Origin of the sequence: Arthrobacter sp. UNC362MFTsu5.1, assembly GCF_000685965.1 — a bacterium.
Classification (GTDB): Bacteria; Actinomycetota; Actinomycetes; order Actinomycetales; family Micrococcaceae; genus Arthrobacter.
The window spans coordinates 220,527-247,268 of the sequence record NZ_JMLE01000003.1 but is presented as its reverse complement, the minus strand read 5'-3'; the positions used below and the strand labels follow the sequence as shown (position 1 = coordinate 247,268).

The following is a 26,742-nucleotide window of genomic DNA, read 5'->3' as shown; positions in this document are numbered from 1 at the left end:
GCCATCGGCACCGGCCTGAACGCCCCGGCCGGCTACGCCGAGGCGGCCTGCCGGCACCTGGCCGACATCACCGGCCTGCCGCTGGTCACCGCCGTGGACCTCATTGAGGCTACCCAGGACGTCGGCGCGTTCGTGCACCTGTCCGGCGTCCTCAAGCGCGTGGCCGTGAAGCTCTCCAAGATCTGCAACGACCTGCGGCTGCTTTCCTCCGGCCCGCGCGCCGGCTTCGGCGAAATCAACCTCCCGGCCGTGCAGTCCGGTTCCTCCATCATGCCCGGCAAGATCAACCCGGTAATCCCGGAAGTGGTCTCCCAGGTGGCCTACGAAGTCATCGGCAACGACGTCACCATCACCATGGCCGCCGAAGCCGGGCAACTCCAGCTCAACGCCTTCGAACCCATCATCGTCCACAGCCTCCACAAGAGCATCTCCCACCTGGAAGCCGCCTGCCGCACCCTCACGGCACGCTGCGTCCGGGGCATCACCGCCAACACCGAACACCTCCGCCTCACGGTGGAGCAGTCAATCGGCCTGGTCACAGCGCTGAATCCCCACCTTGGCTACGCCACCGCAACCGCCATCGCCCAGGAAGCCCTCGCCACCGGCAAGGGTGTTGCCGAACTGGTCCTCGAACACCGGCTGCTCACCGCCGAGCAACTGGAAGAGCTCCTCAGCCCGCAACGCCTGGCCAACCTCAGCCGGTAGTCAACCGAAAAACCACTCGACACCCACCATCTAACCCGCCCGATTTAGAGGGAGCTGGGGCACACCGCCGTGCCCAAATATCCCCGGCCTCTACGCAAGGACTGAGTATGAAAAACAAATCAACGATGTGGATTCTGGCAGCGCTCGTGTTCGGAATCCTCAGCGGGCTGCTGTTCCACTGGCTGCTGCCAGCGGACACACGCGCATCCGTTGTGGCGGTCCTCGACACCGTGACGCACATGTTCCTCAACCTCATCAAAATGATCATTGCGCCGCTGATCTTTGCCACTCTCGTCTCCGGTATCGCGGGAGCGGCGAAATCGGCAGGGGTGGGCAAGCTCTTTGGACGCTCAATGATCTGGTTCCTGTCCGCCTCCGTCCTGGTGGGCGCCTTCGGTTTCATCACGGCCCACATCCTCAACGTCGGTGACGGGCTCCACCTGATGCCGGGTGGTGATGCCGGGATGGAAACGAAGCCCCTCGATTACCAGGAGTTCATTACCCACATCATCCCCACAAGCGTCTTCGCCGCGCTGACCGCCAACAACCCCCTGCAGATCCTCGTCTTCGGCGCTCTCTTTGGCATAGCCCTGCTCAACCTCCGGAAGAAGGGCCGCTCCTCCATAGCTGACGCCATCGATGAACTGATGGGGGTCATGTTGAAGGTCACCGGGTATGTGATGAAGGCGGCCCCGGTGGGGGTGTTCGCCGGCATCGCGGCAGCCTTCACCTCCAAGGGCGTGGATGCTTTCGCAACCTATGCCTCCTTCATCGGCGGCTTCTATGTCTCCCTGGCCGCCCTCTGGGCCATCATGATCGCCGTCGCCGTCGCTTTCCTCGGACGGGCCGCCTTCCGGCTGGTCCGGATCGTTCGCGAACCCATGGTCATCGCGTTCGCTACCTCCAGCAGCGAGGCCGCACTTCCCAAGCTCATTGAAGGCCTGACCAAGTTCGGCATCGCGAAGCGCACCACCGGTTTTGTGCTCCCCCTGGGTTACTCGTTCAACGTGGACGGTTCCATGATGTACATGACCTTTGCGTCGGTCTTCCTGATCAACGCCTACGGCATCGACATGGACCTCGGCCAGCAGATCGCGATGACCGCGATGCTCCTGCTCAGCAGCAAAGGCATGGCCGGCGTGCCCCGCGGGTCGCTCGTCGTGGTGGCTGCGGTGGTCCCTGGTTTCGGTATCCCCGCCGCCGGAATTGGCGTCTTGCTGGTGATCGACCAACTCCTGGACATGGGACGCACTGCCACCAACATCCTGGGAAATGCCATCGCTACCGCGGTCATCGGCCAAAAGCACGACAGGTCCGCGTCCCCGCTCGAAGCCCCTCGCCCCGACGCGTCCCACAGCACGCAAGACGGTGAATACAGCACGGAGCCTGAGCGCGTTTCGATGCACTGACCGGCCCCTGCCCGGCCACTCAAGCTCCACCAGCGAATCCACTCCACACCAAATGAAAGGCCATAGCCCATGACCGCTGCCTTTGAGCTCCAGAGCCCGACGGACGTGCAAACCACCACTAAGCAGGCGCAAAGGACGAGAAGAACACCGATCAGGACCCAAATCGTCGACTATCTGGCAAGCAATGGCGCAAGCAAAGTAGCCGACATCAGCAACGGCATCGCCTCGTGCCGGGACTCAGTCAGGCACCATCTGGCCGCGCTTGAGAGCGCCTCGATCGTCCGTTCCAACATTGCTCCGGGTGAAAGGGGCCGGTGCACGCCCTTCTACGCCCTCGCCCCTGCAACGCCCGGAAAGCCAGAAAAAACAGGGTCGGAATCCTAGCTGGGCGGCGCCGGCCGCTATCAGAGCGGACGACGGCGGAACCTCCTTCCGTCGTCCGCTTTGCCTTTCCGGCCGGATTCCCATGCCCGGCTCCCCCGGCCGACCGCGCCTTGGTTTGGGGACCTAAAAGGCAGCGCTGGATTTAGTCCGGCATCCATATTTTCCGCGAAATGCTCTGGATAGCATGGAGTGACCGGACAGAGCCGTCCGGTCGGGTATCAACGCAGAAGGAAGCCCATGGCCGCAGCTACAGTGGACGACATCCTGTCGGATCTCCCCCTGGGTTTCGCCAGTCTCATTCTCCGGCCGTCCCGCGCAGATTCGCCGATCGAACGCTTCGTGATTGTTGACGCCGACGACGAAACATCCGACGGCGTGGCCGCGTTCGTCCTGCTGATCGGCGTTCGGGGACGCTCCGCATTGCCGGCGCTGCGGCGTCTGCTGAAAAATCCTCCCCTTGTGCTTGCCGTTAAGGGCAGTCCGGGCGAACTCGAGGAAGCTGAAGAGCTGCTCCGGGCAGCGGGAACGGGCCTGCTCCTGGTGGAACCGGCCGCGGACTGGGACCGGCTCCTGTCCATCGCCAAAGACCGGATCATGCCGCGCAGCTACCAGAGCGAAGTGCTGACGCTGCTGGAAGAAGACCTGTTCGCCATCGCGCAGACCACCGCACGCCTGACGTCCAGCCACGTGGTCATCGAGGACGCCGCCAACAAAGTCCTGGCCTACTCCACAGTGACCAATGACATCGACGAGCTCCGCAAGGCATCGATCCTTGCCCGCCGTGGTCCGCGAAAATACGAACTCCTCCTCAAGGACCTCGGCGCCTACCGCGAACTGCACCGGACACGCCTGCCTGTCAGGGTTCCGGCCCGGCCACAGGACGGGCTGAGGGAGCGCGTGGCCGTCGCCCTGTTCGCCGGCGAGCGCATCATGGGCTACATCTGGCTGCAGGAAACCGGGGACGGATTCGGCGCCGACGTCGACTATGTCCTGACCGGATCGGCCGCCCGGGTGTCAGCCGAGCTGATCCGCTACCGCAACCAGCAATCGGTGCACATGCGAGAGGACCGGATCGCGCGGATCCTTTCCGGCCCCGCGGAAGCCGCAGCGAGTGCACATAGCGAGAAGATCCCGGCGGACCGCCCCTCCGCACTGATCCTGCTGGGAATGTCCGCCGCTGAGGCGCAGGAAGACGATGCAGCCCTGAAACACGGGGAACTCGCCAACCTTGCGTCCATCCATGCGGCGGCCTACAAAGCGTCTGCCATCGTGGGGCAGTTCAACGGCGACACCGCCGTGATCGTCCCGGGACTTCAGTCCGCCAACGCCGAAGCCGGGCTGAGAAGCCTCGCCGAGGCCATCGTCCGGGACGCGGGGAAGCACCTGGGCATCAGTCCGTTCGCGGCAGTGGGGCCGATCGCCCCCGACCTCCTGTCGATTCATTCGGTGACCGCCAAGGCGGAGGCCCTGCTCGGCTGCATGCGGCGGTCAGGGACCGCGACAGTGGCCGCGTTGGGCGACTTCGAGGTGGACATCCTCTTCCACGAGGCGGTGCAGCACTTCACGGCCTCGGACTTCCGCCATCGCAGCCTCTGGACCCTCCTTCGCGACGATGGCGAACTGGCCGAAACGCTGCGGGCGTATTTCGAGGCATCGCTGGACGTGGCCGAATGCGCCCAGCGGATGAGGATGCACAAGAACACCGTCTACTACAGGATCAGCAAGATCAGCCGGGTCACCGGCCTCAACTTCAGCAATCCTCGAGATTCATTGGTCGCCCTGCTCCACCTCCAGGAGTGGGCCGCCACGCATAATAAGGAGCACCTGGGCAAGAAATGATGACAGCACTCGATTCACCGCCTCTTGGCCTGGTCCTGGCTGACATTGTCCGCAGCCACCGGCCCCGGAGTGAAGCCGGCTCGGTGCCCGCCAGCATCCCCCACCTGTCATCGCCGCCGTTCGACCGCTTCGGAATCGCGGTGGCCACAACCTCCGGGGACGTGTTCAGCGCCGGCGACGCCGACCTGCCCTTCTCGATCCAGAGCATCTCCAAGGTTTTCACCCTGGCCATGGCCCTCAGCGCCAACGACCCCGGCAGGCTGTGGTCCCGGGTGCTCCGCGAACCGTCGGGTACCTCGTTCAACTCCCTGGTGCAGCTTGAAGTGGAGCACGGAATCCCCCGGAACCCGTTCATCAATTCCGGCGCCCTCGTGGTGACCGACCACCTGATGGAAAGGTTCCCCGACGCTGCGGGTCATGTCCTGCAGTTCCTCCGCCGCCAGGTGGGGCAGCACAGTGGGCAGGGACCGTTCATCGATGAGCTCGCCGCAGGGAACGAGCTCGCCAACAGCAGCCGCAACCTGGCGCTAGCCCACTTCCTGAAGACCTTCGGCAACCTGCACCGGCCCCCCGAGGCCGTGGTGGAGAACTACGTCAGGCAGTGCTCCATCATGATGAATTGCGTCGAGATGGCGAAGGCCGGGCTGTTCCTTGCCCGCGGCGGGCACGGAACAAACGGCCCCGTCGTCTCCCGGAGCGAGGCCAAGCGCATCGGATCCATCATGCTCACGTGCGGCATGTACGATGCCGCCGGTGAGTTCGCCTACCGCGTCGGCCTTCCCGGTAAGAGCGGTGTGGGCGGCGGAATCCTGGTAATCGTCCCTGGCGAATGCGCTATCTGCGTCTGGAGCCCGCGGCTGGACTCCAAGGGAAATTCCCTGGCGGGCTCGGCGGCCCTCGCTGACCTGTCCGACCGCACCGGATGGTCCGTTTTCTGATCCGGTCCCGCACTTTTCCGTTCCACCCCCAGTTAGATCTTCAACCGGTCGAAAGGATCACCCATGCCCAACAACCCCAATGACGAGGTTGGCCAGTACGAGGCCGACAGCGGCCACGCGCATGCCTCCGAGAGACTCCTTCACGCGGAGGACAAGGGCTACCACAAGAGCCTGAAGCCGCGGCAGATCCAGATGATCGCAATCGGCGGCGCAATCGGTACCGGCCTGTTCCTCGGTGCCGGCGGCCGGCTGAATGCCGCAGGTCCGTCCCTGGTCATCGCCTACGCCGTCTGCGGCTTCTTCGCCTTCCTGATCCTCCGCGCGCTGGGCGAACTGGTGCTGCACCGCCCGTCGTCGGGCTCCTTTGTCTCCTACGCCCGTGAGTTCTTCGGCGAGAAGGCAGCCTTTATCTCGGGCTGGTTCTACTGGATCAACTGGGCAACCACCACCATCGTGGACATCACCGCCGCAGCGCTCTACATGAACTTCTTCGGCCACTACATCCCCTGGATGGGAGCCGTACCGCAATGGGCCTGGGCCCTGATCGCCCTCATCGTCGTGCTGTGCCTGAACCTCGTCTCGGTCAAGGTCTTTGGCGAGATGGAATTCTGGTTCGCCATCATCAAGGTCGCCGCCCTCGTCGCATTCCTGCTCATCGGCACCTACTTCGTCATCTTCGGCACCCCTGCGGACGGCCAGGCCGTCGGTTTCAGCCTTATCAACGACAACGGCGGAATCTTCCCCAACGGCATCCTGCCCATGATCATCCTCATGCAGGGCGTATTGTTCGCCTACGCCTCGATTGAGTTGGTCGGGACGGCCGCCGGCGAAACCGAAAGCCCCGAAAAGATCATGCCGAAGGCCATCAACTCCGTGGTCTTCCGCATCGCCGTGTTCTATGTCGGCTCAGTCATCCTCCTGGCCCTGCTGCTGCCCTACACCTCTTACGAAAAGGGCGTCAGCCCCTTCGTGACCTTCTTCGGATCCATCGGCATCCAGGGCGTAGACGTCATCATGAACCTCGTGGTCCTCACCGCCGCTCTGTCCTCACTCAACGCCGGCCTCTACTCCACCGGCCGCATCCTTCGCTCCATGTCCGTGGCCGGCTCCGCCCCCAAATTTGCCCAGCGGATGAACAAAGCCGGCGTACCCTACGGCGGCATCGCCATCACCGCCGGCGTCTCCCTCCTCGGCGTCCCGCTGAACTACCTCGTCCCTTCCCAGGCCTTCGAGATCGTTCTCAATGTCGCCTCCGTGGGCATCGTCGTCACCTGGGCCACCATCGTCCTCTGCCAGATGCAGCTCAAACGCTGGGCAGACAGGGGCTGGCTAAATCGCCCGTCCTTCCGGATGTTCGGCGCTCCCTACACCGGCTACCTCTCACTCCTGTTCCTCGCCGGCGTCCTGGTGATGGTCTTCATCGACTCCCCGCTCACCCTCCTGGTCACCCTCATCGCCTGCGCCCTTATGGTCGCCGGTTGGTACGCCTGCCGCAAACGGATCCACGAAATCGCCGAGGCACGCGAGGGCTACACCGGCGCCGCGCCCGTGGTGGCCAACCCGACTCCCATCAGGTAACTAGTCCCGCGACCGCCCCCGGCTCGCCAGCCCCAGACCCCACCAACAACCGACGAAAGCCCGCCATGAACAGCCAAAACCTGCTGAGCCCGCAACCCCACGGGACGCCAACGGAAACCCAGACGACTGACAGCTGCGAGGACGGCTGCTACTTCTGCACCGGACCGGAAACCGACTAGGTGCCGCCGGCGCCTCCACCCAAGAGACGTAACCCAACGCCCAGTCCAAGAAGACAAGTAGTGATGACAACGGAGTCCGCATCCACCATGACCGCAACCGACACTCAGTCGTTCGACAGCGACACCATCAATCAGATCGCAGCCCAGCCAGCCTCCGCGGCTGACCCCGGAGCACTGAACCCCGGCGGCAGCCCGACCGGCGGTACTACCGCGAGGTCCGCCGGGCACGTGATTGTTGACTCCCTCGTGGCCCACGGAGTGGAGCGCACCTACGTTGTTCCCGGCGAAAGCTTCCTGGACGTGCTGGACGGGCTGCACGACTCCAAGATCGACACTGTGGTCTGCCGGCACGAAGGCGGCGCCGCGTATATGGCCGAAGCCGACGGCAAGATGAACCAGCGCCCGGGCGTCGCAATGGTGACGCGCGGACCCGGTGGGGCCAACGCCCACGTCGGCCTGCACACGGCCTGGCAGGATTCCACACCCATGCTGCTCTTTGTCGGGCTCATCCCCTTTGCGCACCGGGACCGCGAGGCATTTCAGGAATTCGACATCAAGGCCTGGTTCGACACCGGAGCCAAGCGGGTTATGGTGCTTGACCATGCCGAGCGGGCGTCCGAGATCGTCGCGGAAGCCATGTTCGCGGCCATGAGCGGGCGGCCAGGGCCCGTTGTGGTGGGCCTGCCGGAAGACATCATCCGGCAGCAGGTTGATCCGGTGCTTCACCCGAGGATCCCCGTGGCCGCGGGCGGCATGAGCACCACCGACGCCGGAGCACTCGCCGGCGCCCTTGCACTTTCCACGAAGCCGCTGTTTGTCACCGGAGGCAACGACTGGACCCAGGAAGCGGCCGGCCTGCTCACCGGCTGGCTCGAAAAGCACCACATCCCGGCCGCCGCGGAATGGCGTACGCAGGGTACGGTGTCCTTTGATTCGCCGTCCTACGTGGGCCCGATCGGCTACGGACGCCCCCGCCCCACGTACGACCTCCTGCAGGAAACCGACCTGCTCGTCTTCGTCGGGACGGTCCCTGGGGACGTGATTACCGACGGATTTGTCTGCCGCCAGGACTGGAACAAGCAGAACTTCCTGGTGACAATCGACCCCTCGCTGCGCGGCCGTTCAGGCCCCGTCTCACGGCAGATTGTGGCCAAACCGGATGCCTTCGTCCGCGACCTGCTGGGCATCGACCTCGCCGTGAAAGACGAGTGGAAGGCCTGGACCGCCAGGATGCGTGCCGAACAGACGTCCTTTGCCGCCCTGCCGCCGGCCGAGCCGGCGGCAGGGCCCGCCAGGATGGACACCCTGATGGCCAACCTCGTCCCGCGGCTGCCTGAGGATGCCATCGTGACGTTCGGAGCAGGCGAGCACACCAACTGGGCACACCGGTACTTCCCCACGCGCCGTTACGCCTCCATGATCAGCGCCAGGAACGGCTCCATGGGCTACTCCATCCCGTCGGCCATCGCCGCCTCGCTGGCCAGTCCGCAGCGCCGCGTGGTAACCATCGCCGGCGACGGGGAGTTCCTGATGAACGGTCAGGAGCTGGCCACTGCAGCCCAGTACGGGGCCACGCCACTGATCATCGTGATGGACAACCAGGAGTACGGAACCATCCGCACCCACCAGGAACGGCACTACCCGTCCCGGATTTCGGGGACTCAGCTGAAGAACCCCGACTTCGGCCTCATGGCCAGGGCATTTGGCGGGTTCGGCATCACAGTCACCCGGGACAGGGACGTGCCGGACGCCCTCGACGCCGCGTTCCAGGCCATCGACCGGGGGGGAAGGTTTGCGCTCATCCACCTCATCGTGGAACAGCGGGTGAAGGCTTACTGACTGGTCGGCGGGGCGCCTTCCCTGCTCGGCGACGGATGACGTACTCGGCCACCGCCACGTTGATCACCCAGCCCGCACCCAGGAGCACCACGCGGGTGGGCACATCGGTGGGGCCGATCAGGAGCAGCCAGGGAATGCCCACCAGCGCCTGGGTCCCCGCGCCCACGCCGATCGCGAAGGCCCGCGTCATCCAGGCGCCGTGCCGCACGAAGTCCCGGCGCCTGATCGCATCGAGCCCCAGGACGATGCTCACCAGCATGGCCGAGCCGAAGAACAGCCGTAGCGGCACATCGGCATAGCCGTCCGGAAGTGGATAGAACACGGACATCCACAGCCCCGAAATCGCTGCGAGCAGGCCTGCCGGGATGAGGATGCGCCCGGCGATGCGGTGCCAGCCGCGCCGGCCCCGCAGCGAGGGGACAAACTGGAATGCCCCGAGCAGGGAGTAAACCGTAACGCTGACAATATGCGCCACCACCGGGACGGGAGAGGCGAAGAACCGCGCGTTCTGTGGCGTGACAGCTGCCCCGGACGTCAGCTCGGTCAGCCGGAGGGCACCGAAAATCACCGGAATGAGGCTGAGCAGCAGCAGGCCTGCAGGGACGGGCCACTGGGGCCGGGTACGCCGGACGGAGGCGGCAGGAGGGCTGGTGGTGTTGGTGCTCATGGCGGGTCCTTCGCTGGCCGGTGTACGGTGTACACCTCTTGCGAATGACCATAGGTGTACGCCGTACACTTGTCAAGGGATCCGGGCTCCTGCAGCATCGCCGGTACCCCTGTGATGAGTCTCACGCGCAATGAACGGCCTATTGGCTTGAGACGTCACCGCCCCTCTGTGCATCATGGAAAGGACGGTTGAGAACACGATTTCACAACCGCACCAGCCCTGATTTGGCGCTTCGGCGCAGTGAATGCAGCGGCAACGAACGACCCAACCTGGTGGACGCAACGAGGCCAAACCAGTGAGCTCGCCGAGCTGCGCAAGGCCTCTGAGCGTTCATGGATTGTCCCGTCCCGGGCTCCGCGCCGATGCGAAGCCCATGACCCAATTGATGAATGAGGCACCGAATAATGACGTTCGAAACCAATCACTCCGTAACCCTTAAGATCTGGGACCGCTCAGCTATCGATCACACGCTGGACGCCCTGGTGCACGACATTTCCACGAAGGCCAACGCCCACCGGAACGATGTTGCCGTCACCCTCAGCGGACCGAACACTTTCACGGTCAGCCTGAACCGCAGCTCCGCCCAGGGCGCCGCAGTCTAGGAAAACCAAGCACAACAAAAGCCAGCGGACGACGGCGGGAATTCCCGCCGTCGTCCGCTGGCTTTGTGGTTTAAATTTTCCGCCTGAGGACGAGTTACGCCACCGCCGTGGCGTTGGCGGGCGAACCGGTTCCTCCGGTGATGTTGAGCGGTTTGATGCTGACGAAGGCATCCCAGTTCCCGGTGGTTTTCAGGTGCCGGCTCAGGGGTCCGAGCCGCCACAGTTCACCCAGGGGCATGCCGAGTTTGGCGAGCAGCTGCTGGTGCATCATGCCGTGGTCATTCGGGGCGGAATGAAGGAACGGGCTGGTGGCCACGGGTGGCAGGCATTCGAGGGCGAAGTTGTCGGCGGCCAGCAACGCGATGCGGTTGTCCCAGGCCCACGCAACGAAGTCCCGGGACTGTTCGACGCCGCTGGCCCGCCTGCTGTCACGGATCCGCCGCTTGTCCTCCGGGGGCAGTGCCAGGAACCACTCGCACCAGCCGGTGTGGAGCATGAGGATGTCGCCCGGGCGGAGGCTGAGGGACTGGGCCTGGACGGCAGCCTGGATCAGTTCGAGGCCCAGGGGCTCACCGCCTGCATGGTCGATGGGGCTGCCTTGCCTCGCGCGGTAGCCGTCGAGGTCCACGAGCACTCCCCTGCCGACGATAGGCCGGTCTGCCCACGCCTGGATGCCGAGGTCCGGAGTGCCTTCCCTGATCCGGTCATCAGCGGTCCCATTGTAGAAACCCACGTCATCCGCCCTGCGGTGCCGGAGCCCGTCGATCTGCGTCGAGCCCTGGAGGTAGTACCCGTCCAGATAGTCGTCGCGGTGGGCCGGATGGGAGGAGTAGATCGTGTGGCGCGGGGCGCTGCGTTTGAGTGACATTCCGGGATCGAAGGCGTCCGCCGGGTAGTCCAGGCCAAAAACCGTCCCGGTCCTGATGGAGTTCCGGGCTTCCAGGACAATGTCCTGCGTGATGAACGAGGGCGTTCCGCGCTCGGGCTCAGGGAACAGTCCCCACGATGTGCCGGCGGGGTTGCCCGTTCGTTCGAGCAGTTCGTCGAAAGTCGGGTAAGGCACGGCGTCCGTTGTCCCTTTCATCGCGTTGTTGCCTCCTGCGGAGTCTGCCCCTGCTTCTGGTGTCGCTTGTAGCTCAGGAGGAATCCGGCGACGGCGCAGACGGAGGCTGCGACGCACATCGGGGTCTTGATCGCTTCGTTGAGGAGTTTCAGCCATTCGCCTTGGCCGGCGATCAGGGCGATGGCTTGGCCGGCCACGAATACCACTCCCCCGACAAGGAGTGCCGCAAGGGTGAGGACGAAGATGACTTCGGTGGTCCTTCTGATCTGGTGCATGGGTCGTGTTTCCTTTAGATCGGCAGGACGCCGAGGATGATCAGCACGCCGATGCCCAGCAGCGGCAGCGCGTAGTGGGTGAGCAGTCGGGCGAAAGTCCTTATCGGGTCCACGTCGGCGATGCCGCAGGCGACATACAGGGGCGCGCCTCCGGGCGGGACGGCTGCTTCGCAGGATGAGAAAACCAGTACGGCGACGGCCGCGGTGGTCGCCGGAACCCCGGCGGCAACGAGTGTCGCGACGCCCACCGTTCCCACGGCAGCCATCGTGGCTGTTGCGGAGAGGGGCGCGGCGACGGCGATGACGATCAGTCCGATCAGGATGGCCAGCAGCCACAGCGGCAGGTTCATCTCGCTGAGCAGCGCGGTCATCTGCTTGGGCAGTCCGGTGGCGGCGAGGGCGTTTGCCCCGGCAAAGGCGAAGACCACCGTGACACCGACAACGCCGAATCTCGGGGCGGAGTTCTGCAGCAGGGCCCACCAGGCCTGCCTGCCGGCGGGCAGCTGCTTCCTGCCCAGCAGTGCACCGGTGATGATGAGGACCACCGGGATCCAGACGACGACGCTGACGGACTTGGTGACGTCCCCGCCGGTCCAGTCCGACAGCGCCGAGGCGATGGCGCCTGAGGTGATGACCAGCGGGATGGCCACGACGACGAACAGCAGCATCGTCGTCCAACCGCGGCTGAACGCCGTCCGGACGGGCAGGCGGTGTGCGGCGTCAAGGGGGGCCATCCCGCTCTTGCGGATCAGCAGCCAGGTGACGATCAGCCGGTGCAGGAAGCACCACAGCCCCCCGATCAGCAGCGGCAGGACGAGTTCGTTGACGTTCAGCAGGGGCCCGACGGTGGCGGACCCGACGAGGACGAACATGGAGGCGCTGAACGGGAAGGTGATCCCCATGCCCGCGTTGCCGGCCACGAGCGTCGCGGCCGAGGGCTTGTCGAGCCGGGACTTCTCCATCCAGGGGATGGTCACGGAACCCACGGTCGCGGCGATGGCGGCCTGGTTGTGGACCACCCCGCCGAGGCCGGCGGACGCCACGGTGGACACCCAGGCGGGGCCTCCCTTAACGCCGCCGATCAGGGAGTTCAGCAGGTCGATGAGCTTGTCCAGCACCCCGGTCTTGTCCAGGAGATACCCCATGAAAACGAATGCCATGGTGGCGTAGACGATTTCATCCGTCACCGCCGAGTACAAGGAGGACCAGCCGATCTGCGCCCCGGCAGCCCCCGTGAACGGGAGTACCGCCAGGAATCCCAGGATCATGGCCTCCCCGACGCTGCGCTTGACCAGGGTGGTCCAGAGCAGGATGACGGCCAGGTAGGCGCCAAGGGCCCATATGCCGATCATGCTGCCGCTCCTGACGGGGAATTTCTTGCTCGGTAATGCATCGTTGCTTCTTGTCTCTGATTCTTCCTGATGCCCGGATCAGCGCAAGGCCGGTGCCGGTTCCTGGGCCATGCGTGTCAAGGCGCCGGATGAGGCCGTGGTCATCTCTGCCGGAACCCCAAGGTCCGACAGGTAGTCCGCAGTGTCCTGCATTTCCTTGGAGCGGCGCAACGCGTGTTTGGCCGTGCCCGTGAGGAACCTGTCGATGACCGCCTGTCCGTCGCCCGCGAGTTGCCCTGCGATCTGCGCCCGGATCCACTCTTCGAGCCCGGCCGCCCTGCCCGCGGTGACGGCCTCGACAACCACGGACGCCAGTCCCTTCATCAGGACACTGCGAAGGAGCTTATGGGCCATGGCCGCGCCGGGCTCGCCCTCGGCGATTTCGATCCCGGCACCGAGCGGGGCCAACAGATCGGCAACGGCCCGGGACCCGGGCCCGCTCACCATCAAGGGCGTCTTCACCCCCTGGGCGGGAACGGGTCCGAGAATGGCGACGTCCGCGAAAAGTGCTCCGCCGGCCAGCTCCCCCAGTTCCCTCATGACTCGTGGCGAGGAGGAGGTGAAGTCCGCGTAGCAGCTGCCGGCCGGCATGGCCGGCAGGCATTCCCGGGCGACGCTGCGCGCGGCGGCCGCTCCCGTGAGGACGAGGACGATCTCCGCGCCGGCGCAGGCTTCTGCCGCCGTTGCGGCCCGGGCCACGCCGGCCGGGGTGGATGGCGCGACGGGATCGAATCCTGTCACGCTGTGGCCGGCGGCGACGAGGGCGGCCGCGTAGGTGGCTCCTGCCTCACCGAGGCCGATGACGGTGCACGCTGTCATTTGAGTTCTGCCTTTCGTGTAGTTGCGCTCGGCCTAGTGCCGGTCTGCGATGATCGCGGCACGGCGGCTGGTTTCGTCGGCGAAGACGGCTTCGGCGGCGTCGGCCACCGCTGCTGCCTGTTCCCTGGGGATGACCACGACGCCGTCGGAGTCACCGATGATGATGTCCCCCGGCAGGACCGGGACGCCGCCGAAGGAAATAGGGGTACCCAGGCGGGAAGGGCCGTTCTTGTACGGGCCTGCCGGCGTGATGGCGCGGGCGAAGACGGGCATGCCGATCTCGCAGAGGGCTTCGGCGTCACGGGCGGCCCCGTCCAGGGCGAAGCCGGCGATGCCAAGGTTGATGGCGCGTTCGCCGATGAGTTCACCCAGCAGGGCGCGGGATTCATCCCCGCCGCCGCTGACAACGATGACGTCCCCCGGGCGGGCGAGCTGAAGGGCGCGGTGGATCCCCTGGTTGTCTCCGGGGCGGGTCCAGACGGTAAAGGCGGGTCCGGCGAGGCGGGCGCCGGTCCAGACAGCCTGGATGGCGGAGTCAGCGATTCCCAGGCGGTCCATGGCGTCGCCTATGTTGGCGGCGGGAAGTTTGGCGAGGCGATCGAGCACGTTTCGTTCGGGGCGGGGGAAGTCTGCGTCGATGTCCTCAAGGACGGGGATTGTCATGATGGTGTCTTCCGTGAGTGGCGGGTGTTGGAGGATCAGTCTTTTTTCTGGACCAGCGGGAGGACCTTCTTGAAGTCCTCCTCCTGCCCTGCCCAGAACGTCTGGTAGTCCGTACCGTTGAGGTAGCTGGTCTGCAGGCCGAGGTCCTTCATCTTCTGGACAACGGCGGGGTCCTCGATGGCCTTCTGGAGGGCAGCTTCGATCTTCTTGGCAACTGCGTCGGGCAGCCCGGCAGGGGCGGAGTAGCCGCGCGCGGTGCCGGCTTCCACGTCGTAGCCGGATTCCTTGAACGCGGGAACATCCGGCAGGGCAGGTGAGCGCTCTGCGGTCATGACGCCCAGCACACGGGCCTTACCCTGCTTGGTCAGGTCGTTGACGTCGCTGACGTTGGCGACCAGGACGTCCACGTGCTTGCCGAGGAATGCGGTGGTGGCCTGGGAGGCGCCTTCGGAGAAGTGCACCGGGGCGAACTCAGAACCGGTGGTTTCCTGGATCTGGGCCAGGGCGAAGTGTTCGCCGGTCTGCAGGCCGGTGGTGCTCGCGGTCATGGATTTCGGCTTGGCCTTGGCGGCGTCGAGGAGTTCCTTCAGCGTCTTGTACGGGCTGTCAGGCTGGACGGCGATGACGGCGGGGTCAATGACCTGGCGTCCGAGGGGCTGGAAGCTGTCCCGCGTGTACTTGGCGCCGCGGGCCGGATCCAGGGGTGAAACAACCACTGACGGGGAGCCGGTTGCACCGATCGTGTATCCGTCCGGCTTGGCGCTGGTCAGCTGGGTGTAGCCGATCTGTCCGCCGGCACCCGGCTTGTTGATGACCTCGACGTTGGTGCCGAGTTCCTTCTCCAGGATCGGCTGGACGAGGCGGGCTGCGGTGTCCACGGCCCCGCCGGAGGAGAAGGCCACGATCAGGTCGATGGACTTGCCCTTTTTCGGGAAGTCATCCCCGGCGCCGGTGGCAGCGCCGGCATTGGCGCCGCAGCCGGTGAGGGCGATAAGGGCTGCTGCGGCGAAGGCTGCGGTGATTTTTGTGCGTGACAAGGTCTTCTCCTTTGAAGAGATGTAGGGGCTAGGGGGTGGTTGGTGGTCGGACAGGGGAATGAGGCGGTTTAGGTTTCGGGGTCTTCGTTCAGGGCCTTGGGTTTGCGGAGCTTGAGCAGGGGGCTGAAGACGATCAGGAGGCCGAGGCCGATCAGGACCACGGCGATGGGGCGGTTGACGAAGATGCCGAAGTCGCCCTGGGAAATTTCCAGGGACTCCCGCAGTGAGCGCTCCATGAGGGGGCCGAGCACAAGGGTCAGCACCATGGGGGCCAGCGGGATATCCAGGTGCCGCAGGGCGAGACCGAGAAGGCCGAAGCCGATCATCACGAAAACATCGAAGACGCTGAAGTTGATGGTGTAGGCGCCGATAACCATAAAGAGCAGGATGAGGGCGGTCAGGATCGATGACGGTACCCGGAGGATGGACGTCCACAGTCCCACCAGCGGCACGTTGAGCAGGAGCAGCAGGAGGTTTCCGATGAAGAGGCTCGCGATGATCGCCCAGGCAATTTCGGAATGTTCGCTGAAGAGGGTCGGGCCCGGTGTGAGCCCTTGCTGGAGGAAGGCCCCCATCAGCACGGCGATCGTCGGTGACGCAGGGATGCCCAGGGTGAACAGCGGGATCAATGCGGCGTTCGCGTGGGCGTTGTTTGCTGTTTCGGGGCCGGCGACACCTTCAATGGCGCCCTTGCCCAGCTCGTTGCGGTGGCGGGAGAACTTCTTTTCGGCGCCGTAGGCCAGCAGGGATGACACTGAGCCCGTCATGCCCGGGATGAGTCCCAGCCCGAAGCCGATGCCCGTGCCGCGGGCCATGGCCGGTGCGCTTCGGCGCCATTCCCTGCCGGTCGGGAGCAATGAACGCAGGTTCGGTGCATGCACCGCGGGGGCCTGCGAGTCCTTGCGGTAGGACAGGAGTTCCGAGAGCCCGAAGACACCCACGATCACAGCAACGAAGCTGACGCCGTCCAGGAGCCTGTCCATGCCGAACGTAAACCGGGGGGCGCCCGCCACCGGGTCGATCCCGACCATGGCGATCAGCAGGCCCAGGGCACCGGAGATGACCGCTTTGACCATCGACTTGCCGGCGAGCGCGACCAGCAGGGAGATGCCGACCACCATCAGGGCGAAGAATTCCGGCGGCCCGACGAGCAGGCCCAGTTCCCCCAGCGGCTTGGCGGCGGCCACCAGGCCGATGGTCGCGATGGTTCCGCCGACGAAGGATCCCACGGCGGCGATGGTCAGGGCAGCCCCGGCCTTGCCCAGCTTCGTCATCGCGTAGCCGTCGATGGTGGTGATCGCTGAGGCAGCTTCACCGGGCGTGTTCAGCAGGACACTGGTGATGGTTCCCCCGTACGCGGTGCCGTAGAAGATGGCGCACAGCATGATGATCGCGCCGGTCGAATCCAGGTTCAGCGTGAGGGGTATGAGTAGCGCGACGCCGGCAACGGGTCCGATGCCGGGCAGGACGCCGATGATGGTGCCCAGCAGGCAGCCCAGGAAGGCAAAGAGCAGATTCTGCCAGGTCATGGCGGCCGCGAAGCCGCCGAGAAGTTCGTTGAGGGTATCCACGTCTAGAGTCCGATCAGGTTCAGCGGTGTGAAGGCCGAAACGGGAAGGGCGACGTTCAGGCCGTAATTGAAGGCATAGAACGCGCCGACGCTTCCGGCGAGGGCGATGATCAGCGACGACACCCAGGTCCGGCGGCCGCGCAGTTTCAGGTGGTACAGCAGGAACAGGAACATGCTTAGCTGAAAGCCCAGCAGGTCCATGAGGGACGCCAGGAGAACAAGGCTGACCACAACGGCGATCACCACGCCCCGGTCGATCCCCTCAGCCTTCCCGCTCGGCTGGCGCAACTCCTGGATCAGCCAGACAGCTGACATCGCCACCAGCACTCCCCCCATGGCGAACGGGAACAGGCCGGGGCCGGGGCCCAGCGACGTCCAGAGGCCGAGGCCGACCGAGCTGACAAGGACATACACGCCGACGGCGGCGAACGCGCCGATGCCCGTGAGCACCGACGGAGCGACGCGCACGGCGCGCCCGGGTTTGGTCAGTAGTGACTCCGTTGTCATCGTTTCCTTCTTACGTTCCGTGATCATTCATTTCATAGAATGAAAGAATGTTTCGTCTGAAGAAATAGTGACAGGCGACACAAAGCATGTCAAGCGCAAGGAACTTACATAGAATGAAAGGATGACGGTGACTTCCACACACTCGGCCGGCTCTGCCGAAGAGGGCGGGGCGAAGGCCGGGAACATGCGTTCCCTCTCCAGGGCGCTGGAGGTCTTCGCTGAACTGCAGCGCGCGGAGCGGCCCCAGCGCCTGAGCGACCTGGCCAGGACTTGCGGGATGAGCCTGCCCACCACACTGCGGATCCTGCGCGTCCTTCAGGATTTCGGCATGGTCAGCCAGACCGACAAGTCCTACCGGATCGGGCCGGCCGTCCTCCCGGCAGCACGGAGCTATCTCGAGAACGATCCGCTCGTGGTCGCCTCCCGCCCGGTCCTGCAGCAGGTGGCCTCCCAAACCGGACTGACCGCATCGCTCTACACGCGGCTTGGTTTTGAGCGAATCCTCGTTGCGCGAGTCGACGGTGAAGCCCCCCTCCGCTACGACCTGCCCCTGGGCAAACGCCTCCCGCTCACGGTCGGGGCGGCGGGCAAGATACTCCTTGCCTCGGCGTCGGCCGAGGAACTGCAGCAGGCCGTGGGGGCGGCCATTGCGGCAGGCCACGAGGACGGCACGTTCACGGTCGAGGGGCTCCGCGCCCGGCTCCCCGAGGCAGGCACCGACTTTTCCTTTTCCGCAGACGAACGGGCTACCGGCGTGCTGTCAGTCGCCGTCGCGGTACCCAACCGGTCCGGCCGCCCCAGCGAATCGATCGCTTTGACCAGCCCGGTGGAAACGGCCACCGAGCCCGCCCTCAAAGCCGCCGTGCCGGAGCTGCGGCGCGCTGCCGGCAGGCTATCGGAACTTCTCGAGGGCTCCGTTTACTAAGCGGGGACCGGGCAGCACCCGGCAGCCGTCCCAAGCGACACCCGATGTTAAATCCGGATGACGCGGCCGACCCGGGATTGGAACGGGGAGTTAACTCTTCCGAAACCCGCGGCCGTTCACTGTGATGAATCATGGTTTCACTACACTATTTGAGGAGAAACCATGGAAACCTTGACAGGCACACTCAGCACGGCCGGCGCCATCCACAAAGTTGAAGGCGGCTACATCGGCCTGCCGTCGATGAACGAACCCGGGTGCGACGCCGCCATCGGGGACTCCCTCTCGAACCCCGTCGGCTCGGCCATCAGCGCCGGGTTCTTCGAACTCAAGGCCTCGGAGCCCTTGGTGTACGAGTACACCTATGACGAAATGAAGGTGGTCGTGCAGGGGGAGTTCATCCTCACCGACCAGGCGACTGGGGACGTGACGCACGCCAAGGAACGCGATGTGCTGTTTTTCCCCAAGGGCACCACGGTCAAATTTGAGACCCCGGACTATGCGCTGGGCTTCTACACCGGCCACCGCTCGTTCGCACCGTAGGCACCTCGATGTGTCCCATCGCCATGGCACCGGCCGCTGGCACCGGACCCGAAGCCGGCTTCCGCGGTGTCATCCGGGTGACGTTCGGAACGGCAGCGGTCCCTGCGGCGGAAGGGGACGCCGGCATGGCCGGGCATGACGCCCGTTTCGATGCCGCGGACCGGGAAGCCCTCGCGAGCCTGATAGCCGTGCTTGAACAGGCCCGCGTCGGGGTCCGGCTGGTACTCGCCGGTCCCCCGGCCGACGTCGCCGCGGCCGCCGCAGCGGCCGCTGCATGCGGACTGCTGGAGGAGGAGGTGACCCTGCTGGCCAACGAATCCGGGCGGAGGCTGGTCTTCTGCGCACACTGCCGCACCGCCAACACGACCGTTCAGGGAGTTGGCTCGGAGGTGGACTGTGAAGGATGCGCCACCACGCTGGCCTTCTCGGGCCACTTTTCCCGGCGCATCGGCGGCTACCTGGGATTCGCAGCCCATGCCGAGGAGGCAGCATGACCGCGACGGCACTCCAGGCCAAGGTTCATCCCGCGGTGGAGGGCGGCCTGCTGTTGGAGGTGGCGGATCTCAGCGTGCAGACGGCTTCCGTCACCAGCATCACCTTCACCGACCCGGCGGGGACGGCGCTGCCCGGCTATGTGCCGGGGAGCCACCTCGTGGTCCAGTACGGGGACGGCGCCAACGCCTACTCGCTCACGGGGTCCGGCAGGCACCCTTCCGAATACACCATCTCCGTGCTGCGGGTTGACGACGGCGCCGGCGGATCCCTTGCGATGCACCGGCTCGCGGTGGGGGACCTGGTCCGCGTTTCGCATCCGCGCAGCGCGTTTGCACCCGTGGCAACAGCCAGGCACCACCTGCTGATAGCGGCAGGAATCGGAATCACCCCGATGCTCTCGCACGCCCGGGCGGCCGCCGAACGGGACAGTGAGGCGACGCTGGTCTACGTTTACCGGCCCGGTCAGGGAGCACACGTGCAGGAAGCGAGGGAGCTGCTGGGGCCGGCACTGGCCGAATGCACGGACCGTGGGAGCTTCCAGGAGGAACTAACGCGCCGGCTCACGGACCAGAAGCTCGGAACACATCTCTATGTGTGCGGACCTGCCGCGTTCATGGACACCGTCCTGGCCCGGGCCCGGGAGCTTGGCTGGCCGCAGGGCCGGCTGCATTCGGAGCCATTTGGCGCCGCCGAACTGGACCAGGGCGAGCCGTTCACGGTGAACCTGGCCCGCAGCGGCGTCACGCTGGAGGTCCCGGCGGGCGTTTCCCTGCTGGAGGCCCTTGAAAACGCAGGAAAAGGCGTCCCCAACATGTGCCGAAAGGGCGTCTGCGGCGAATGTTACCTACCGGTCCTGCGCGGGGCACCCCTGCACCGGGACCTCTATTTGAGCGAGCAGGAAAAGTCCGCGAACACCACCATGATGTGCTGCGTGTCCCGCAGCCTGGACCAGGAATTGGAGTTGGACCTGTGAGTTCTGGCGTCATCGACGGCACTGCCGTCCTCCCCGAGCGGATTTCCCGCTTTCCCTTCCCGTTTCCCAGTGACAGCTACCGCTACAGCACCAACGTCGAGCCCGCCCTCAAGACGGTGGTGACGGAAGCGGGCGCCTGGGGCGGCCGCCTGCTGGACATCGATGAGCACTACCGTCACGAGCTCACGGAACGCGACGCGGTGCTGACCAGGGACCCCACCCGCCTGCAGGTCCTCCCCCACATGCGGCCCGCCGTGTGGGACGCCATCTCCACCCTGCTGCCGATTATGGCCGCGGAACACCCTGACGCCATGTCCTTCGACCGGGACGGAAACGCCTGCCGCTGGCAGAACACCCTGCAGGACCTTGATCTCGAGTTCACGCTGGGCGATGACGGTTCCTTGCCCGTGGAACCCCTGCGGTTCCTGGGCAGCCAGATCCAGGACGACATTGCGCTTCTTGACCAGCGCGAGGGCGCACTATGGCTCGACGCGGGACTCGTCACGTTCGCTGCCGACTGGTCCTTCGGTTTCGACGTCGGCATGAAGTTCCTCGAGGTCCACGGCCCCGTCCCCCGCGTGCACCAGGAACAGATCATCACGCGTGCGCAGCAATTCCTCCTGCGCCTGCAGCCCGGGGAAAAATACCGCAGGGCCAACTGGACCATGACCGTGGACCGCAGGCTGGACACCTCCACCGAAACCTACCCTCAGTGGGCCCGGGACCGCGCGACCGTGGCCGGCGACCCCGCCCTGCCGGACAGGCTCCACCTGCGGGTGGAAGTGCAGCACCTCATCCGGCTCCCCCACTCCGGGGCCGTCCTGTTCCTCGTCCGGACGCACCTGCTGTCCCTCTCGGACATTGCCCGGGTACCGGCATGGCGGGAACGCCTCGGCCGCGTCCTGGCCGAACTTCCGGAGGACATGGCCGAGTACAAGGGCATCAGCCGCTACCGCAGTGCGGCGTCAGCCTGGTTGCTGGGCACCTAAACGCGAGCGGACGACGGCAGGAATTCCCGCCGTCGTCCTCCTGCCCCTTTTGCGTGAAACATCAGGTGCAGACAGTCAGGCCCTGGCATGCTCGGCGAGGATTGCATCGATCTGGCCCGCGGCCTCCCGCATGCCTTCCTCCATGCCCATCTTGACCATCTCTTCCATCTGCTCTTCGGAATCGAAGGTGGACATGATGGTCATGCGGGTGCGGCCACCGATGTCCTCAAGGTCAACAGCGGCATGGGCACTGCCCATGGCATCCACGGGCGCTCCGGTTTCGTCAGCGAAGCCGTCATCAAATTCGAGCTTGCGCGGCGCTTCGATGGTTCTGAATTTCCACCAGCCTCGGGGCTTCTCGCCTTCGGGGGTGGTCATGTAATAGTCGGCCATCCCTCCGGGCTGGAAGTCGAACCGGTCAAACGTGGCCGGATAGTTGGGCGGGCCCCACCAGCGCTCAAGCTGCCGAGGGTCTTCCCAGATCTGCCAGACGCGTTCGACGGCGGCGTCGAACTCCGCCACGAGGGTCAAGCTGAGTGCCTCGAGATTCTTGGTGGAACTGATAACGGTCATTGCGGAACCCTTTCCTATCCTTCAGCGAGAATGTCTGCGATCCGCTCGGCACGCTGCCGCCAGATCGCCTCGTACTCATCGAGCAGCCGGCGGGCCTTCTGCAGGCCTTCATGATTACCCCGCACGATCTGCTCCCTTCCGCGCTTCTCCTTGGTGACCAGGGAAGCCCGTTCCAACACCGCCACATGCTTTTGGACGGCGGCGAAACTCATGGCGTAGAGGGCGGCGAGGCCGGAAACGGAATACTCGGCCACCGTGACCCGCCGGACGATATCGCGACGGGTGGCATCGGCGAACGCCTGGAACAGGCGGTCCACTTCGGCATCACTGAGCTTATCTACAACCATTTGGTTGTAGGATATGACTGTCGCGTCCGGGTGTCAATGGGTTAGCGCTGGCGAAATCCGGCCCCGTAAGCCGCGCCTGCCATCAAGTCCGCACCGTCGGCGCGGAGCCTGGAGCGCAGGGTGCCCTTCTTCGGTTCCGTGTCGTAGAGCCCTCGCTTGGCAAGTTCCGGCACCACCATTTCGGCGAAGTCGTTCAGGGAGCCCGGACTCACCAGCGGGTTGATCATGTAGCCATCCAGCCCCGACGCCGTGGCGTGGTCCTGGATCTGCGACGCAACGTCCTCGGGCGTGCCGATGAACAACAGGTCCGTTCCGCGCGTGACTTCCGAAAATTTACGCCGCACATCCCCGGCAGTGAGCGGTTGCTCCTGCGGCGCCCCCTTGACCACGTAGGAGGTGAGTCCGTTGGACACCGTGGTCAGCGGCTCGTCGTCGGCGTATTTGCTGAGGTCGATCCCGGTGTCGCCGGCATAGCTGACCAGCTGAGCCTCCAGGTGGTAGTTGCGCTGCAGATCCTCATACTTTTCCTGAGCTTCGATCGCCGTGGGAGCGGTGATGATCCGGGCGAGCGCCATGGAACGGACATCGCCGCCGGGACGGCCTGCCTCCATCGCCCGGTGGTTGATGTCCGCCAGTCCTGCGGCGATTTCCTCGGGGTCTTTTTTGGGCAGCAGGATCACTTCGGCATGCCTGGCGGCGAATTCACGGCCCCGCGGCGACCACCCGGCCTGGAACAGGGTGGGGGTCCGCTGCGGCGACGGCGAGGTCAGAGACGGGCCGTCCACGCGGAAATGCTCGCCGTCGTGATTGATCGGCCGGACAGAACCGGGGCGCGCGTACACCCGTTCGCTTTTATTGCCGACGACGGCGTCGCCTGCCCAGCTGCCTTCCAGCAGTTTGTAGAAAACATCCATGAACTCATCCGCGCGGCCGTAGCGGTCCGCGTGCTTGAGCATCTCGTCCATACCGAAGTTCCGGGCGGCACTGGAAAGGTATGACGTGACGATGTTCCAGCCGATCCGGCCCTTGCTGAGGTGGTCCAGGGTGCCGAAGCGGCGGGCAAGGGAGAACGGGTGCTCGTAGGTGGTCGAGGCCGTAATGACGAAGGACAGTCGCTCGGTCAGCGCCGCAAGCGCCGGCACATACATAAAGGGATCATTCGCCGGCGCCTCCACGGCCCAGCCCAGGGCGGCGTCGGCGGATCCCCCATAAACGTCATAGAGGCCCAGAACGTCGGCGAAGAACAACGCGTCAAGGTTGGCCTGTTCGGCGGTGACGGCAACATCCCGCCAGCGGTCCAGGGAATTGACGGCAAGGCGGTCATCCAACGGGTGCGTCCAGAGGCTCGGCGCACCGCCGCAACCGACGCTTGCCTGTTCGTAGAGGGCGAAAAGCAGCGGGGTGGCGGGGGTGCTCAAGGCGGATCACTTCACTTTCGTGGACGGGACACTTTGCATCTACGTGCATCATATACAAATAAATATGCTTGTGTTGCTCATCACCTTCTGTCAGGATGATGCAAACGCCACCCGAGGTGGCTCCGGACGATCCGTGGAAGAGGCATCCAGACATGAATATTGGAATGAGAAGGGTGCGCAAACTCCGCATCCACTGGCCCATTGGCGCACCCTCGTTGAGGCAGCTGGTGGAGGGCGATCTGGAGGTCCTGAAAGCGGACCCCGGGCTGGCGTCACTTTTTGACACACTGGAGTCCTGCCCCGAACTGGGGGACTTTGGAAACTACCGGCATGTCTTCGAATCGAGTCTCGGCTTCGAGGGGTTCACGGCATCGGCGACGGCAAATCCCACCTTGGGCCGCGCAGGCGAGCGGACCATTTCGCCCACCTTTGTCCTGACCACGTATCTGGACGCCGACCTGTCCGACGAAGCCGTCAGCCGGCTCGTGGAGCGCATGATCGAAGTTCACCCGTGGGAGGTGCCGGTCATCGAACTTTCCGAGCCGGTCCGGGTTTCCACGGCAGCGTCTGTTCGTCCGGCACTGGGGCGGGCGTCATGACAGTCCAGGCCACCGGGCTCTGGGAAGGATTCCAGTCGTTGCTGTCCGGCCGGTCGTTCACCGATCTGACGCACGCCTTCCACCCCGGCCAGCCACACTTCCCAGCGTTTCCGGACGAAGGCAGGACGGCCCTGTTCGACCTGGACAGGGGCGACGGCTTCACGGCGCACGTCTACTCCATCGTCGGCCAGTGGGGCACCCACGTGGACCCGCCGTCGCACTTTATCCGGGGAGGTCGAAGTCTGGACATCATCCCGGTGGAAGAGATGATGCTGCCCCTGGTGGTGCTGGACATCAGCACGCGGGCCGCGAGGGACGCCGATGCAACGCCCACTCTCGATGACGTCAGCGCATGGGAGGAGCGCAACGGCCGGATGCCGACGGGCGCGTTCGTGGCGCTCCGGACCGGCTGGAGCAACCGCTGGCCGGACCCGGAGGCGATGGCGAACCGGGACGCCGACGGCGTCAGCCACACTCCGGGCTGGTCCCGGGACGTGCTGACCTTCCTGGTCGCCGAGCGGGACATCACGGCGATCGGCCACGAGCAGACGGATACCGACCCGGGCATGGCGACATCGCGCCAGGACTTCAGCCTGGAAACCTACATCCTTGCCCAGGACTGCTGGCAGATAGAGTTGCTCGCCAATCTTGACGGCCTGCCCGAATCGGGGGCGGTGCTTGTGGCCACCTGGCCGAAGCCTCAAGGCGGGAGCGGATTCCCCGCTCGGGTCTTCGCGATCCACTAAGGACAATCCACTAAGCCGCGGGTAGCCAGCAACTAAGATCGGATCCATGTCGAAAATCTCCAGCATGGGCCGCGGAATGCAAGTTGTCTTCGCCGTCGGCTCCCGTCACGCTGGAGGAGCGCGGGGCGCGACCGTCGCGGACATCGCCGCAGATCTCGGCAGGGACCGTAGCCAGATCTCCCGCGGCCTTAAGGCCGCCCAGCAAGAGAATTTCCTGCTCCGGGGCGAGCACCGGGAGTATTCGCTGGACTGGAGCTTCTACACGGATGCCCAGCTACTCACTGAGCAGCGGCTCCGGACGGAAGGCATGACGGCGTTGGAGGGGCTCGTAGAGGACACCGGGGAAGGCTGCTTCCTCGGCGTCCTCAACGGGGACAGCACCGTAACGATCGGCGAGCATGTCCCACCGAACAGCAGGATGGTGGGCTCGTGGATCGGCCGGCCCTACCCCGCTTACTGCAGCGACGCAGGCCAGGCGCTGCTGTGGGACTCCAGCGACGCAGAGGTCCGGGCGGTATTTAGCCAGACCGAATTTGTGCGCCATGGCCCCAACACCCCCGCCGATATTGAGGACTTCCTTGCTCGCTTGGCCAGGGCACGGGAGCGCGGATATTCCATTGTGGATGAAGAGGCGGAGCCTAACCTGTATTCCGTGGCCGTGCCCTTACGCGACTTCCGCGGCGAGACCATCGCTGCCCTGCAGGTGGTCGGATCAAAGGCGCGGCTGGAACCGAAACGCGAACAGATTGCCGCCGCAGCCCTGAAGTGGGGCGGCCGGCTGGAAGCGGCCCTGGGGCGTCCTAGCTGACTCCGGCGCCGTCCGCACCCACCGCCGCGAGGCGCTTTGCCGCCGAGTGCAGCGCATCGGCAATTTCCCCGGTCCGGAGCTCAACAGCGTTACGGCTGCCCAGGACGGAGAGGGCTGCGCTGACCCGTCCGTCCGGATCCCGCACCGGCACGGCCAGCTCATGGACATCGTGCTCAAACTCCTCGGCCGCCCTGATGAAGCCCTGCGGCCGGTCCTGCTCCATCAGTTCGCACACTTCCGGCAAAGAGTGGGCCGCCCTGGGACCGCCCACGCCGATAAAGTCCATGCCCTGAAGAAGCTTCTCAACCTCGGCTGCCTTGTGGTCCCAGAGCAGGGCACGGCCTGATCCCGTGCACCAGACGGGTGTGACCATGCCCGGTTTCACAAAGCTTCCCAGCACGCCGTCATTGCTGGACGTCCTGAGGAGGATCACCCGTACACCGTCACGGACTGACAGCCGGGCCCGCAGCCCGAACTCCGCCACGAAGAGTTCCAGTTCGCTCTTGGCCTGGCCGATCCAGCCGACGTTAAGGCTGGCCGCAAGCTGGAAGAAGGCAGGACCGGCACGGAACGGTCCGCGTTCCACACGCTCCAGAATGGCCAGCTCGCACAGCTCCTGGGTAAGTCGGGACACGCGGCTTTGGTCCATCTCCAGTTCGGCGGCGAGCTGGGATACCCCCAGCAGTCCCCTGCCCCTCTTTTCGCGGTCAACGATCAGCCGGACAATGCGAAGGCCTTGGCCCAGCGATGACGCTTCCGACAATTCCAAGCTGAACCGCTCCCTCTGGTGGACTTCAACGCCCATTCTCACACAGCCCGGGCAGTGGTGACGGGACAGTTTTCCTCCTGCCGGAAACGCCCGCC

General features: G+C 65.2%; 28 protein-coding genes. 15 read left to right on the top strand and 13 right to left on the bottom strand.

Annotated elements, in window-relative coordinates:
* The 6 genes from BS38_RS0105425 to BS38_RS0105395 form a co-directional block, all read left to right on the top strand.
* Positions 1-705: lyase family protein (locus BS38_RS0105425; RefSeq protein ID WP_028269871.1), on the top strand; the 705-nt coding region annotated here is incomplete at its 5' end.
* Between the two features lie 107 nt (positions 706-812).
* The gene (locus BS38_RS0105420) at positions 813-2,114 is read left to right on the top strand and encodes a dicarboxylate/amino acid:cation symporter (protein ID WP_028269870.1); all 1,302 of its coding nucleotides are present in this window, start codon (positions 813-815) and stop codon (positions 2,112-2,114) included.
* A gap of 621 nt (positions 2,115-2,735) precedes the next feature.
* Positions 2,736-4,337, top strand: a complete 1,602-nt coding sequence (locus BS38_RS0105410) for a PucR family transcriptional regulator (RefSeq protein WP_028269868.1) — start codon at positions 2,736-2,738, stop codon at positions 4,335-4,337.
* Entirely contained in the window at positions 4,334-5,275 is a 942-nt protein-coding gene (locus tag BS38_RS0105405; RefSeq protein ID WP_028269867.1) for a glutaminase, read from the top strand. The genes BS38_RS0105410 and BS38_RS0105405 overlap by 4 nt, the downstream gene beginning before the upstream one ends.
* A 63-nt stretch (positions 5,276-5,338) precedes the next feature.
* Positions 5,339-6,853 carry an amino acid permease gene (locus tag BS38_RS0105400; protein ID WP_028269866.1) on the top strand — a complete coding sequence of 505 codons (1,515 nt, stop codon included), beginning with the start codon at positions 5,339-5,341 and terminating at the stop codon, positions 6,851-6,853.
* 242 nt (positions 6,854-7,095) lie between these two features.
* A complete protein-coding gene (locus BS38_RS0105395) occupies positions 7,096-8,871 on the top strand; it encodes a thiamine pyrophosphate-dependent enzyme (RefSeq protein WP_043437714.1) in 1,776 nt (591 codons plus the stop codon).
* Here the strand turns inward: BS38_RS0105395 and BS38_RS24475 are convergent.
* A complete protein-coding gene (locus BS38_RS24475; protein ID WP_043437712.1) occupies positions 8,840-9,538 on the bottom strand; it encodes a DUF2306 domain-containing protein in 699 nt (232 codons plus the stop codon). The genes BS38_RS0105395 and BS38_RS24475 overlap by 32 nt on opposite strands.
* Positions 9,539-9,942: 404 nt before the next feature.
* Between BS38_RS24475 and BS38_RS0105385 the strand changes: the two genes are divergently transcribed.
* Positions 9,943-10,140 (top strand): hypothetical protein, encoded by a 198-nt coding sequence (locus BS38_RS0105385; protein WP_028269864.1) that lies wholly within the window; start codon positions 9,943-9,945, stop codon positions 10,138-10,140.
* 94 nt (positions 10,141-10,234) lie between these two features.
* Here the strand turns inward: BS38_RS0105385 and BS38_RS0105380 are convergent, their stop codons facing one another.
* The 8 genes from BS38_RS0105380 to BS38_RS0105345 all read right to left on the bottom strand — a co-directional run bounded on the left by BS38_RS0105380 (position 10,235) and on the right by BS38_RS0105345 (position 17,465).
* On the bottom strand, positions 10,235-11,224 hold the full coding sequence (locus BS38_RS0105380) for a cyclase family protein (protein WP_028269863.1): 990 nt from the start codon (positions 11,222-11,224) through the stop codon (positions 10,235-10,237).
* Positions 11,221-11,478 (bottom strand): hypothetical protein, encoded by a 258-nt coding sequence (locus tag BS38_RS0105375; RefSeq protein ID WP_028269862.1) that lies wholly within the window; start codon positions 11,476-11,478, stop codon positions 11,221-11,223. The genes BS38_RS0105380 and BS38_RS0105375 overlap by 4 nt, the downstream gene beginning before the upstream one ends.
* Before the next feature lie 14 nt (positions 11,479-11,492).
* Positions 11,493-12,830: a TRAP transporter large permease subunit gene (locus BS38_RS0105370; RefSeq protein ID WP_028269861.1), complete on the bottom strand. Its 1,338-nt coding sequence runs from the start codon at positions 12,828-12,830 to the stop codon at positions 11,493-11,495.
* Positions 12,831-12,908: 78 nt separating this feature from the next.
* Positions 12,909-13,688 (bottom strand): NAD(P)-dependent oxidoreductase, encoded by a 780-nt coding sequence (locus tag BS38_RS0105365; protein ID WP_028269860.1) that lies wholly within the window; start codon positions 13,686-13,688, stop codon positions 12,909-12,911.
* 33 nt (positions 13,689-13,721) lie between these two features.
* Positions 13,722-14,351, bottom strand: coding sequence for a methyltransferase (locus tag BS38_RS0105360; protein ID WP_028269859.1), 630 nt, complete (start codon positions 14,349-14,351; stop codon positions 13,722-13,724).
* A gap of 35 nt (positions 14,352-14,386) precedes the next feature.
* Positions 14,387-15,388, bottom strand: coding sequence for a tripartite tricarboxylate transporter substrate binding protein (locus tag BS38_RS0105355; protein ID WP_028269858.1), 1,002 nt, complete (start codon positions 15,386-15,388; stop codon positions 14,387-14,389).
* 68 nt (positions 15,389-15,456) lie between these two features.
* Positions 15,457-16,959: a tripartite tricarboxylate transporter permease gene (locus tag BS38_RS0105350; RefSeq protein WP_028269857.1), complete on the bottom strand. Its 1,503-nt coding sequence runs from the start codon at positions 16,957-16,959 to the stop codon at positions 15,457-15,459.
* A 2-nt stretch (positions 16,960-16,961) separates the two neighbouring features.
* On the bottom strand, positions 16,962-17,465 hold the full coding sequence (locus tag BS38_RS0105345) for a tripartite tricarboxylate transporter TctB family protein (protein ID WP_028269856.1): 504 nt from the start codon (positions 17,463-17,465) through the stop codon (positions 16,962-16,964).
* Positions 17,466-17,586: 121 nt separating this feature from the next.
* On the opposite strand from BS38_RS0105345, the gene BS38_RS0105340 reads away from it, so the two are divergent.
* The 5 genes from BS38_RS0105340 (at position 17,587) to BS38_RS0105320 (ending at position 21,387) form a co-directional block, all read left to right on the top strand.
* A complete protein-coding gene (locus tag BS38_RS0105340; protein WP_028269855.1) occupies positions 17,587-18,390 on the top strand; it encodes an IclR family transcriptional regulator in 804 nt (267 codons plus the stop codon).
* A 162-nt stretch (positions 18,391-18,552) separates the two neighbouring features.
* Positions 18,553-18,930 (top strand): cupin domain-containing protein, encoded by a 378-nt coding sequence (locus BS38_RS0105335; RefSeq protein WP_028269854.1) that lies wholly within the window; start codon positions 18,553-18,555, stop codon positions 18,928-18,930.
* An 8-nt stretch (positions 18,931-18,938) separates the two neighbouring features.
* Complete coding sequence (locus BS38_RS0105330) at positions 18,939-19,424, top strand: dimethylamine monooxygenase subunit DmmA family protein (protein ID WP_028269853.1); 486 nt, start codon at positions 18,939-18,941, stop codon at positions 19,422-19,424.
* Positions 19,421-20,398 (top strand): PDR/VanB family oxidoreductase, encoded by a 978-nt coding sequence (locus BS38_RS0105325; RefSeq protein ID WP_028269852.1) that lies wholly within the window; start codon positions 19,421-19,423, stop codon positions 20,396-20,398. The genes BS38_RS0105330 and BS38_RS0105325 overlap by 4 nt, the downstream gene beginning before the upstream one ends.
* A complete protein-coding gene (locus BS38_RS0105320; protein ID WP_197024901.1) occupies positions 20,395-21,387 on the top strand; it encodes a heme-dependent oxidative N-demethylase family protein in 993 nt (330 codons plus the stop codon). Before BS38_RS0105325 ends, BS38_RS0105320 begins: the two co-directional genes overlap by 4 nt.
* 75 nt (positions 21,388-21,462) lie before the next feature.
* Here the strand turns inward: BS38_RS0105320 and BS38_RS0105315 are convergent, their stop codons facing one another.
* The 3 genes from BS38_RS0105315 to BS38_RS0105305 are packed head-to-tail and all read right to left on the bottom strand — an operon-like array spanning position 21,463 to position 23,725.
* On the bottom strand, positions 21,463-21,960 hold the full coding sequence (locus BS38_RS0105315) for an SRPBCC family protein (RefSeq protein ID WP_028269850.1): 498 nt from the start codon (positions 21,958-21,960) through the stop codon (positions 21,463-21,465).
* A gap of 14 nt (positions 21,961-21,974) precedes the next feature.
* Positions 21,975-22,307, bottom strand: coding sequence for an ArsR/SmtB family transcription factor (locus BS38_RS0105310; protein WP_028269849.1), 333 nt, complete (start codon positions 22,305-22,307; stop codon positions 21,975-21,977).
* A 41-nt stretch (positions 22,308-22,348) separates the two neighbouring features.
* A complete protein-coding gene (locus tag BS38_RS0105305; protein ID WP_028269848.1) occupies positions 22,349-23,725 on the bottom strand; it encodes an NtaA/DmoA family FMN-dependent monooxygenase in 1,377 nt (458 codons plus the stop codon).
* A 152-nt stretch (positions 23,726-23,877) separates the two neighbouring features.
* On the opposite strand from BS38_RS0105305, the gene BS38_RS0105300 reads away from it, so the two are divergent.
* The 3 genes from BS38_RS0105300 to BS38_RS27035 are packed head-to-tail and all read left to right on the top strand — an operon-like array spanning position 23,878 to position 25,878.
* On the top strand, positions 23,878-24,324 hold the full coding sequence (locus tag BS38_RS0105300; RefSeq protein ID WP_028269847.1) for a hypothetical protein: 447 nt from the start codon (positions 23,878-23,880) through the stop codon (positions 24,322-24,324).
* Complete coding sequence (locus BS38_RS0105295) at positions 24,321-25,070, top strand: cyclase family protein (RefSeq protein ID WP_028269846.1); 750 nt, start codon at positions 24,321-24,323, stop codon at positions 25,068-25,070. The genes BS38_RS0105300 and BS38_RS0105295 overlap by 4 nt, the downstream gene beginning before the upstream one ends.
* A 46-nt stretch (positions 25,071-25,116) precedes the next feature.
* A complete protein-coding gene (locus BS38_RS27035) occupies positions 25,117-25,878 on the top strand; it encodes an IclR family transcriptional regulator (RefSeq protein ID WP_028269845.1) in 762 nt (253 codons plus the stop codon).
* On the opposite strand, the gene BS38_RS0105285 is transcribed toward BS38_RS27035, so the two are convergent.
* Positions 25,871-26,647, bottom strand: a complete 777-nt coding sequence (locus tag BS38_RS0105285) for an IclR family transcriptional regulator (protein WP_028269844.1) — start codon at positions 26,645-26,647, stop codon at positions 25,871-25,873. The genes BS38_RS27035 and BS38_RS0105285 overlap by 8 nt on opposite strands.
* Between the last annotated feature and the right edge of the window lie 95 nt (positions 26,648-26,742).

Excerpts from the sequence above, each read along its gene's own strand:
- BS38_RS0105400 (WP_028269866.1), top strand. The coding sequence starts at position 5,339 with ATGCCCAACAACCCCAATGACGAGGTTGGCCAGTACGAGGCCGACAGC.
- BS38_RS0105295 (WP_028269846.1), top strand. The coding sequence starts at position 24,321 with ATGACAGTCCAGGCCACCGGGCTCTGGGAAGGATTCCAGTCGTTGCTG.
- BS38_RS0105420 (WP_028269870.1), top strand. The coding sequence starts at position 813 with ATGAAAAACAAATCAACGATGTGGATTCTGGCAGCGCTCGTGTTCGGA.
- BS38_RS0105310 (WP_028269849.1), bottom strand. The coding sequence starts at position 22,307 with ATGGTTGTAGATAAGCTCAGTGATGCCGAAGTGGACCGCCTGTTCCAG.
- BS38_RS0105410 (WP_028269868.1), top strand. The coding sequence starts at position 2,736 with ATGGCCGCAGCTACAGTGGACGACATCCTGTCGGATCTCCCCCTGGGT.
- BS38_RS0105385 (WP_028269864.1), top strand. The coding sequence starts at position 9,943 with ATGACGTTCGAAACCAATCACTCCGTAACCCTTAAGATCTGGGACCGC.
- BS38_RS0105340 (WP_028269855.1), top strand. The coding sequence starts at position 17,587 with ATGACGGTGACTTCCACACACTCGGCCGGCTCTGCCGAAGAGGGCGGG.
- BS38_RS0105300 (WP_028269847.1), top strand. The coding sequence starts at position 23,878 with ATGAATATTGGAATGAGAAGGGTGCGCAAACTCCGCATCCACTGGCCC.
- BS38_RS0105395 (WP_043437714.1), top strand. The coding sequence starts at position 7,096 with ATGACAACGGAGTCCGCATCCACCATGACCGCAACCGACACTCAGTCG.
- BS38_RS0105405 (WP_028269867.1), top strand. The coding sequence starts at position 4,334 with ATGATGACAGCACTCGATTCACCGCCTCTTGGCCTGGTCCTGGCTGAC.
- BS38_RS0105345 (WP_028269856.1), bottom strand. The coding sequence starts at position 17,465 with ATGACAACGGAGTCACTACTGACCAAACCCGGGCGCGCCGTGCGCGTC.
- BS38_RS0105315 (WP_028269850.1), bottom strand. The coding sequence starts at position 21,960 with ATGACCGTTATCAGTTCCACCAAGAATCTCGAGGCACTCAGCTTGACC.
- BS38_RS0105330 (WP_028269853.1), top strand. The coding sequence starts at position 18,939 with ATGTGTCCCATCGCCATGGCACCGGCCGCTGGCACCGGACCCGAAGCC.
- BS38_RS0105380 (WP_028269863.1), bottom strand. The coding sequence starts at position 11,224 with ATGAAAGGGACAACGGACGCCGTGCCTTACCCGACTTTCGACGAACTG.
- BS38_RS0105325 (WP_028269852.1), top strand. The coding sequence starts at position 19,421 with ATGACCGCGACGGCACTCCAGGCCAAGGTTCATCCCGCGGTGGAGGGC.
- BS38_RS0105365 (WP_028269860.1), bottom strand. The coding sequence starts at position 13,688 with ATGACAGCGTGCACCGTCATCGGCCTCGGTGAGGCAGGAGCCACCTAC.
- BS38_RS0105375 (WP_028269862.1), bottom strand. The coding sequence starts at position 11,478 with ATGCACCAGATCAGAAGGACCACCGAAGTCATCTTCGTCCTCACCCTT.
- BS38_RS0105370 (WP_028269861.1), bottom strand. The coding sequence starts at position 12,830 with ATGATCGGCATATGGGCCCTTGGCGCCTACCTGGCCGTCATCCTGCTC.
- BS38_RS0105335 (WP_028269854.1), top strand. The coding sequence starts at position 18,553 with ATGGAAACCTTGACAGGCACACTCAGCACGGCCGGCGCCATCCACAAA.
- BS38_RS24475 (WP_043437712.1), bottom strand. The coding sequence starts at position 9,538 with ATGAGCACCAACACCACCAGCCCTCCTGCCGCCTCCGTCCGGCGTACC.
- BS38_RS0105360 (WP_028269859.1), bottom strand. The coding sequence starts at position 14,351 with ATGACAATCCCCGTCCTTGAGGACATCGACGCAGACTTCCCCCGCCCC.
- BS38_RS27035 (WP_028269845.1), top strand. The coding sequence starts at position 25,117 with ATGTCGAAAATCTCCAGCATGGGCCGCGGAATGCAAGTTGTCTTCGCC.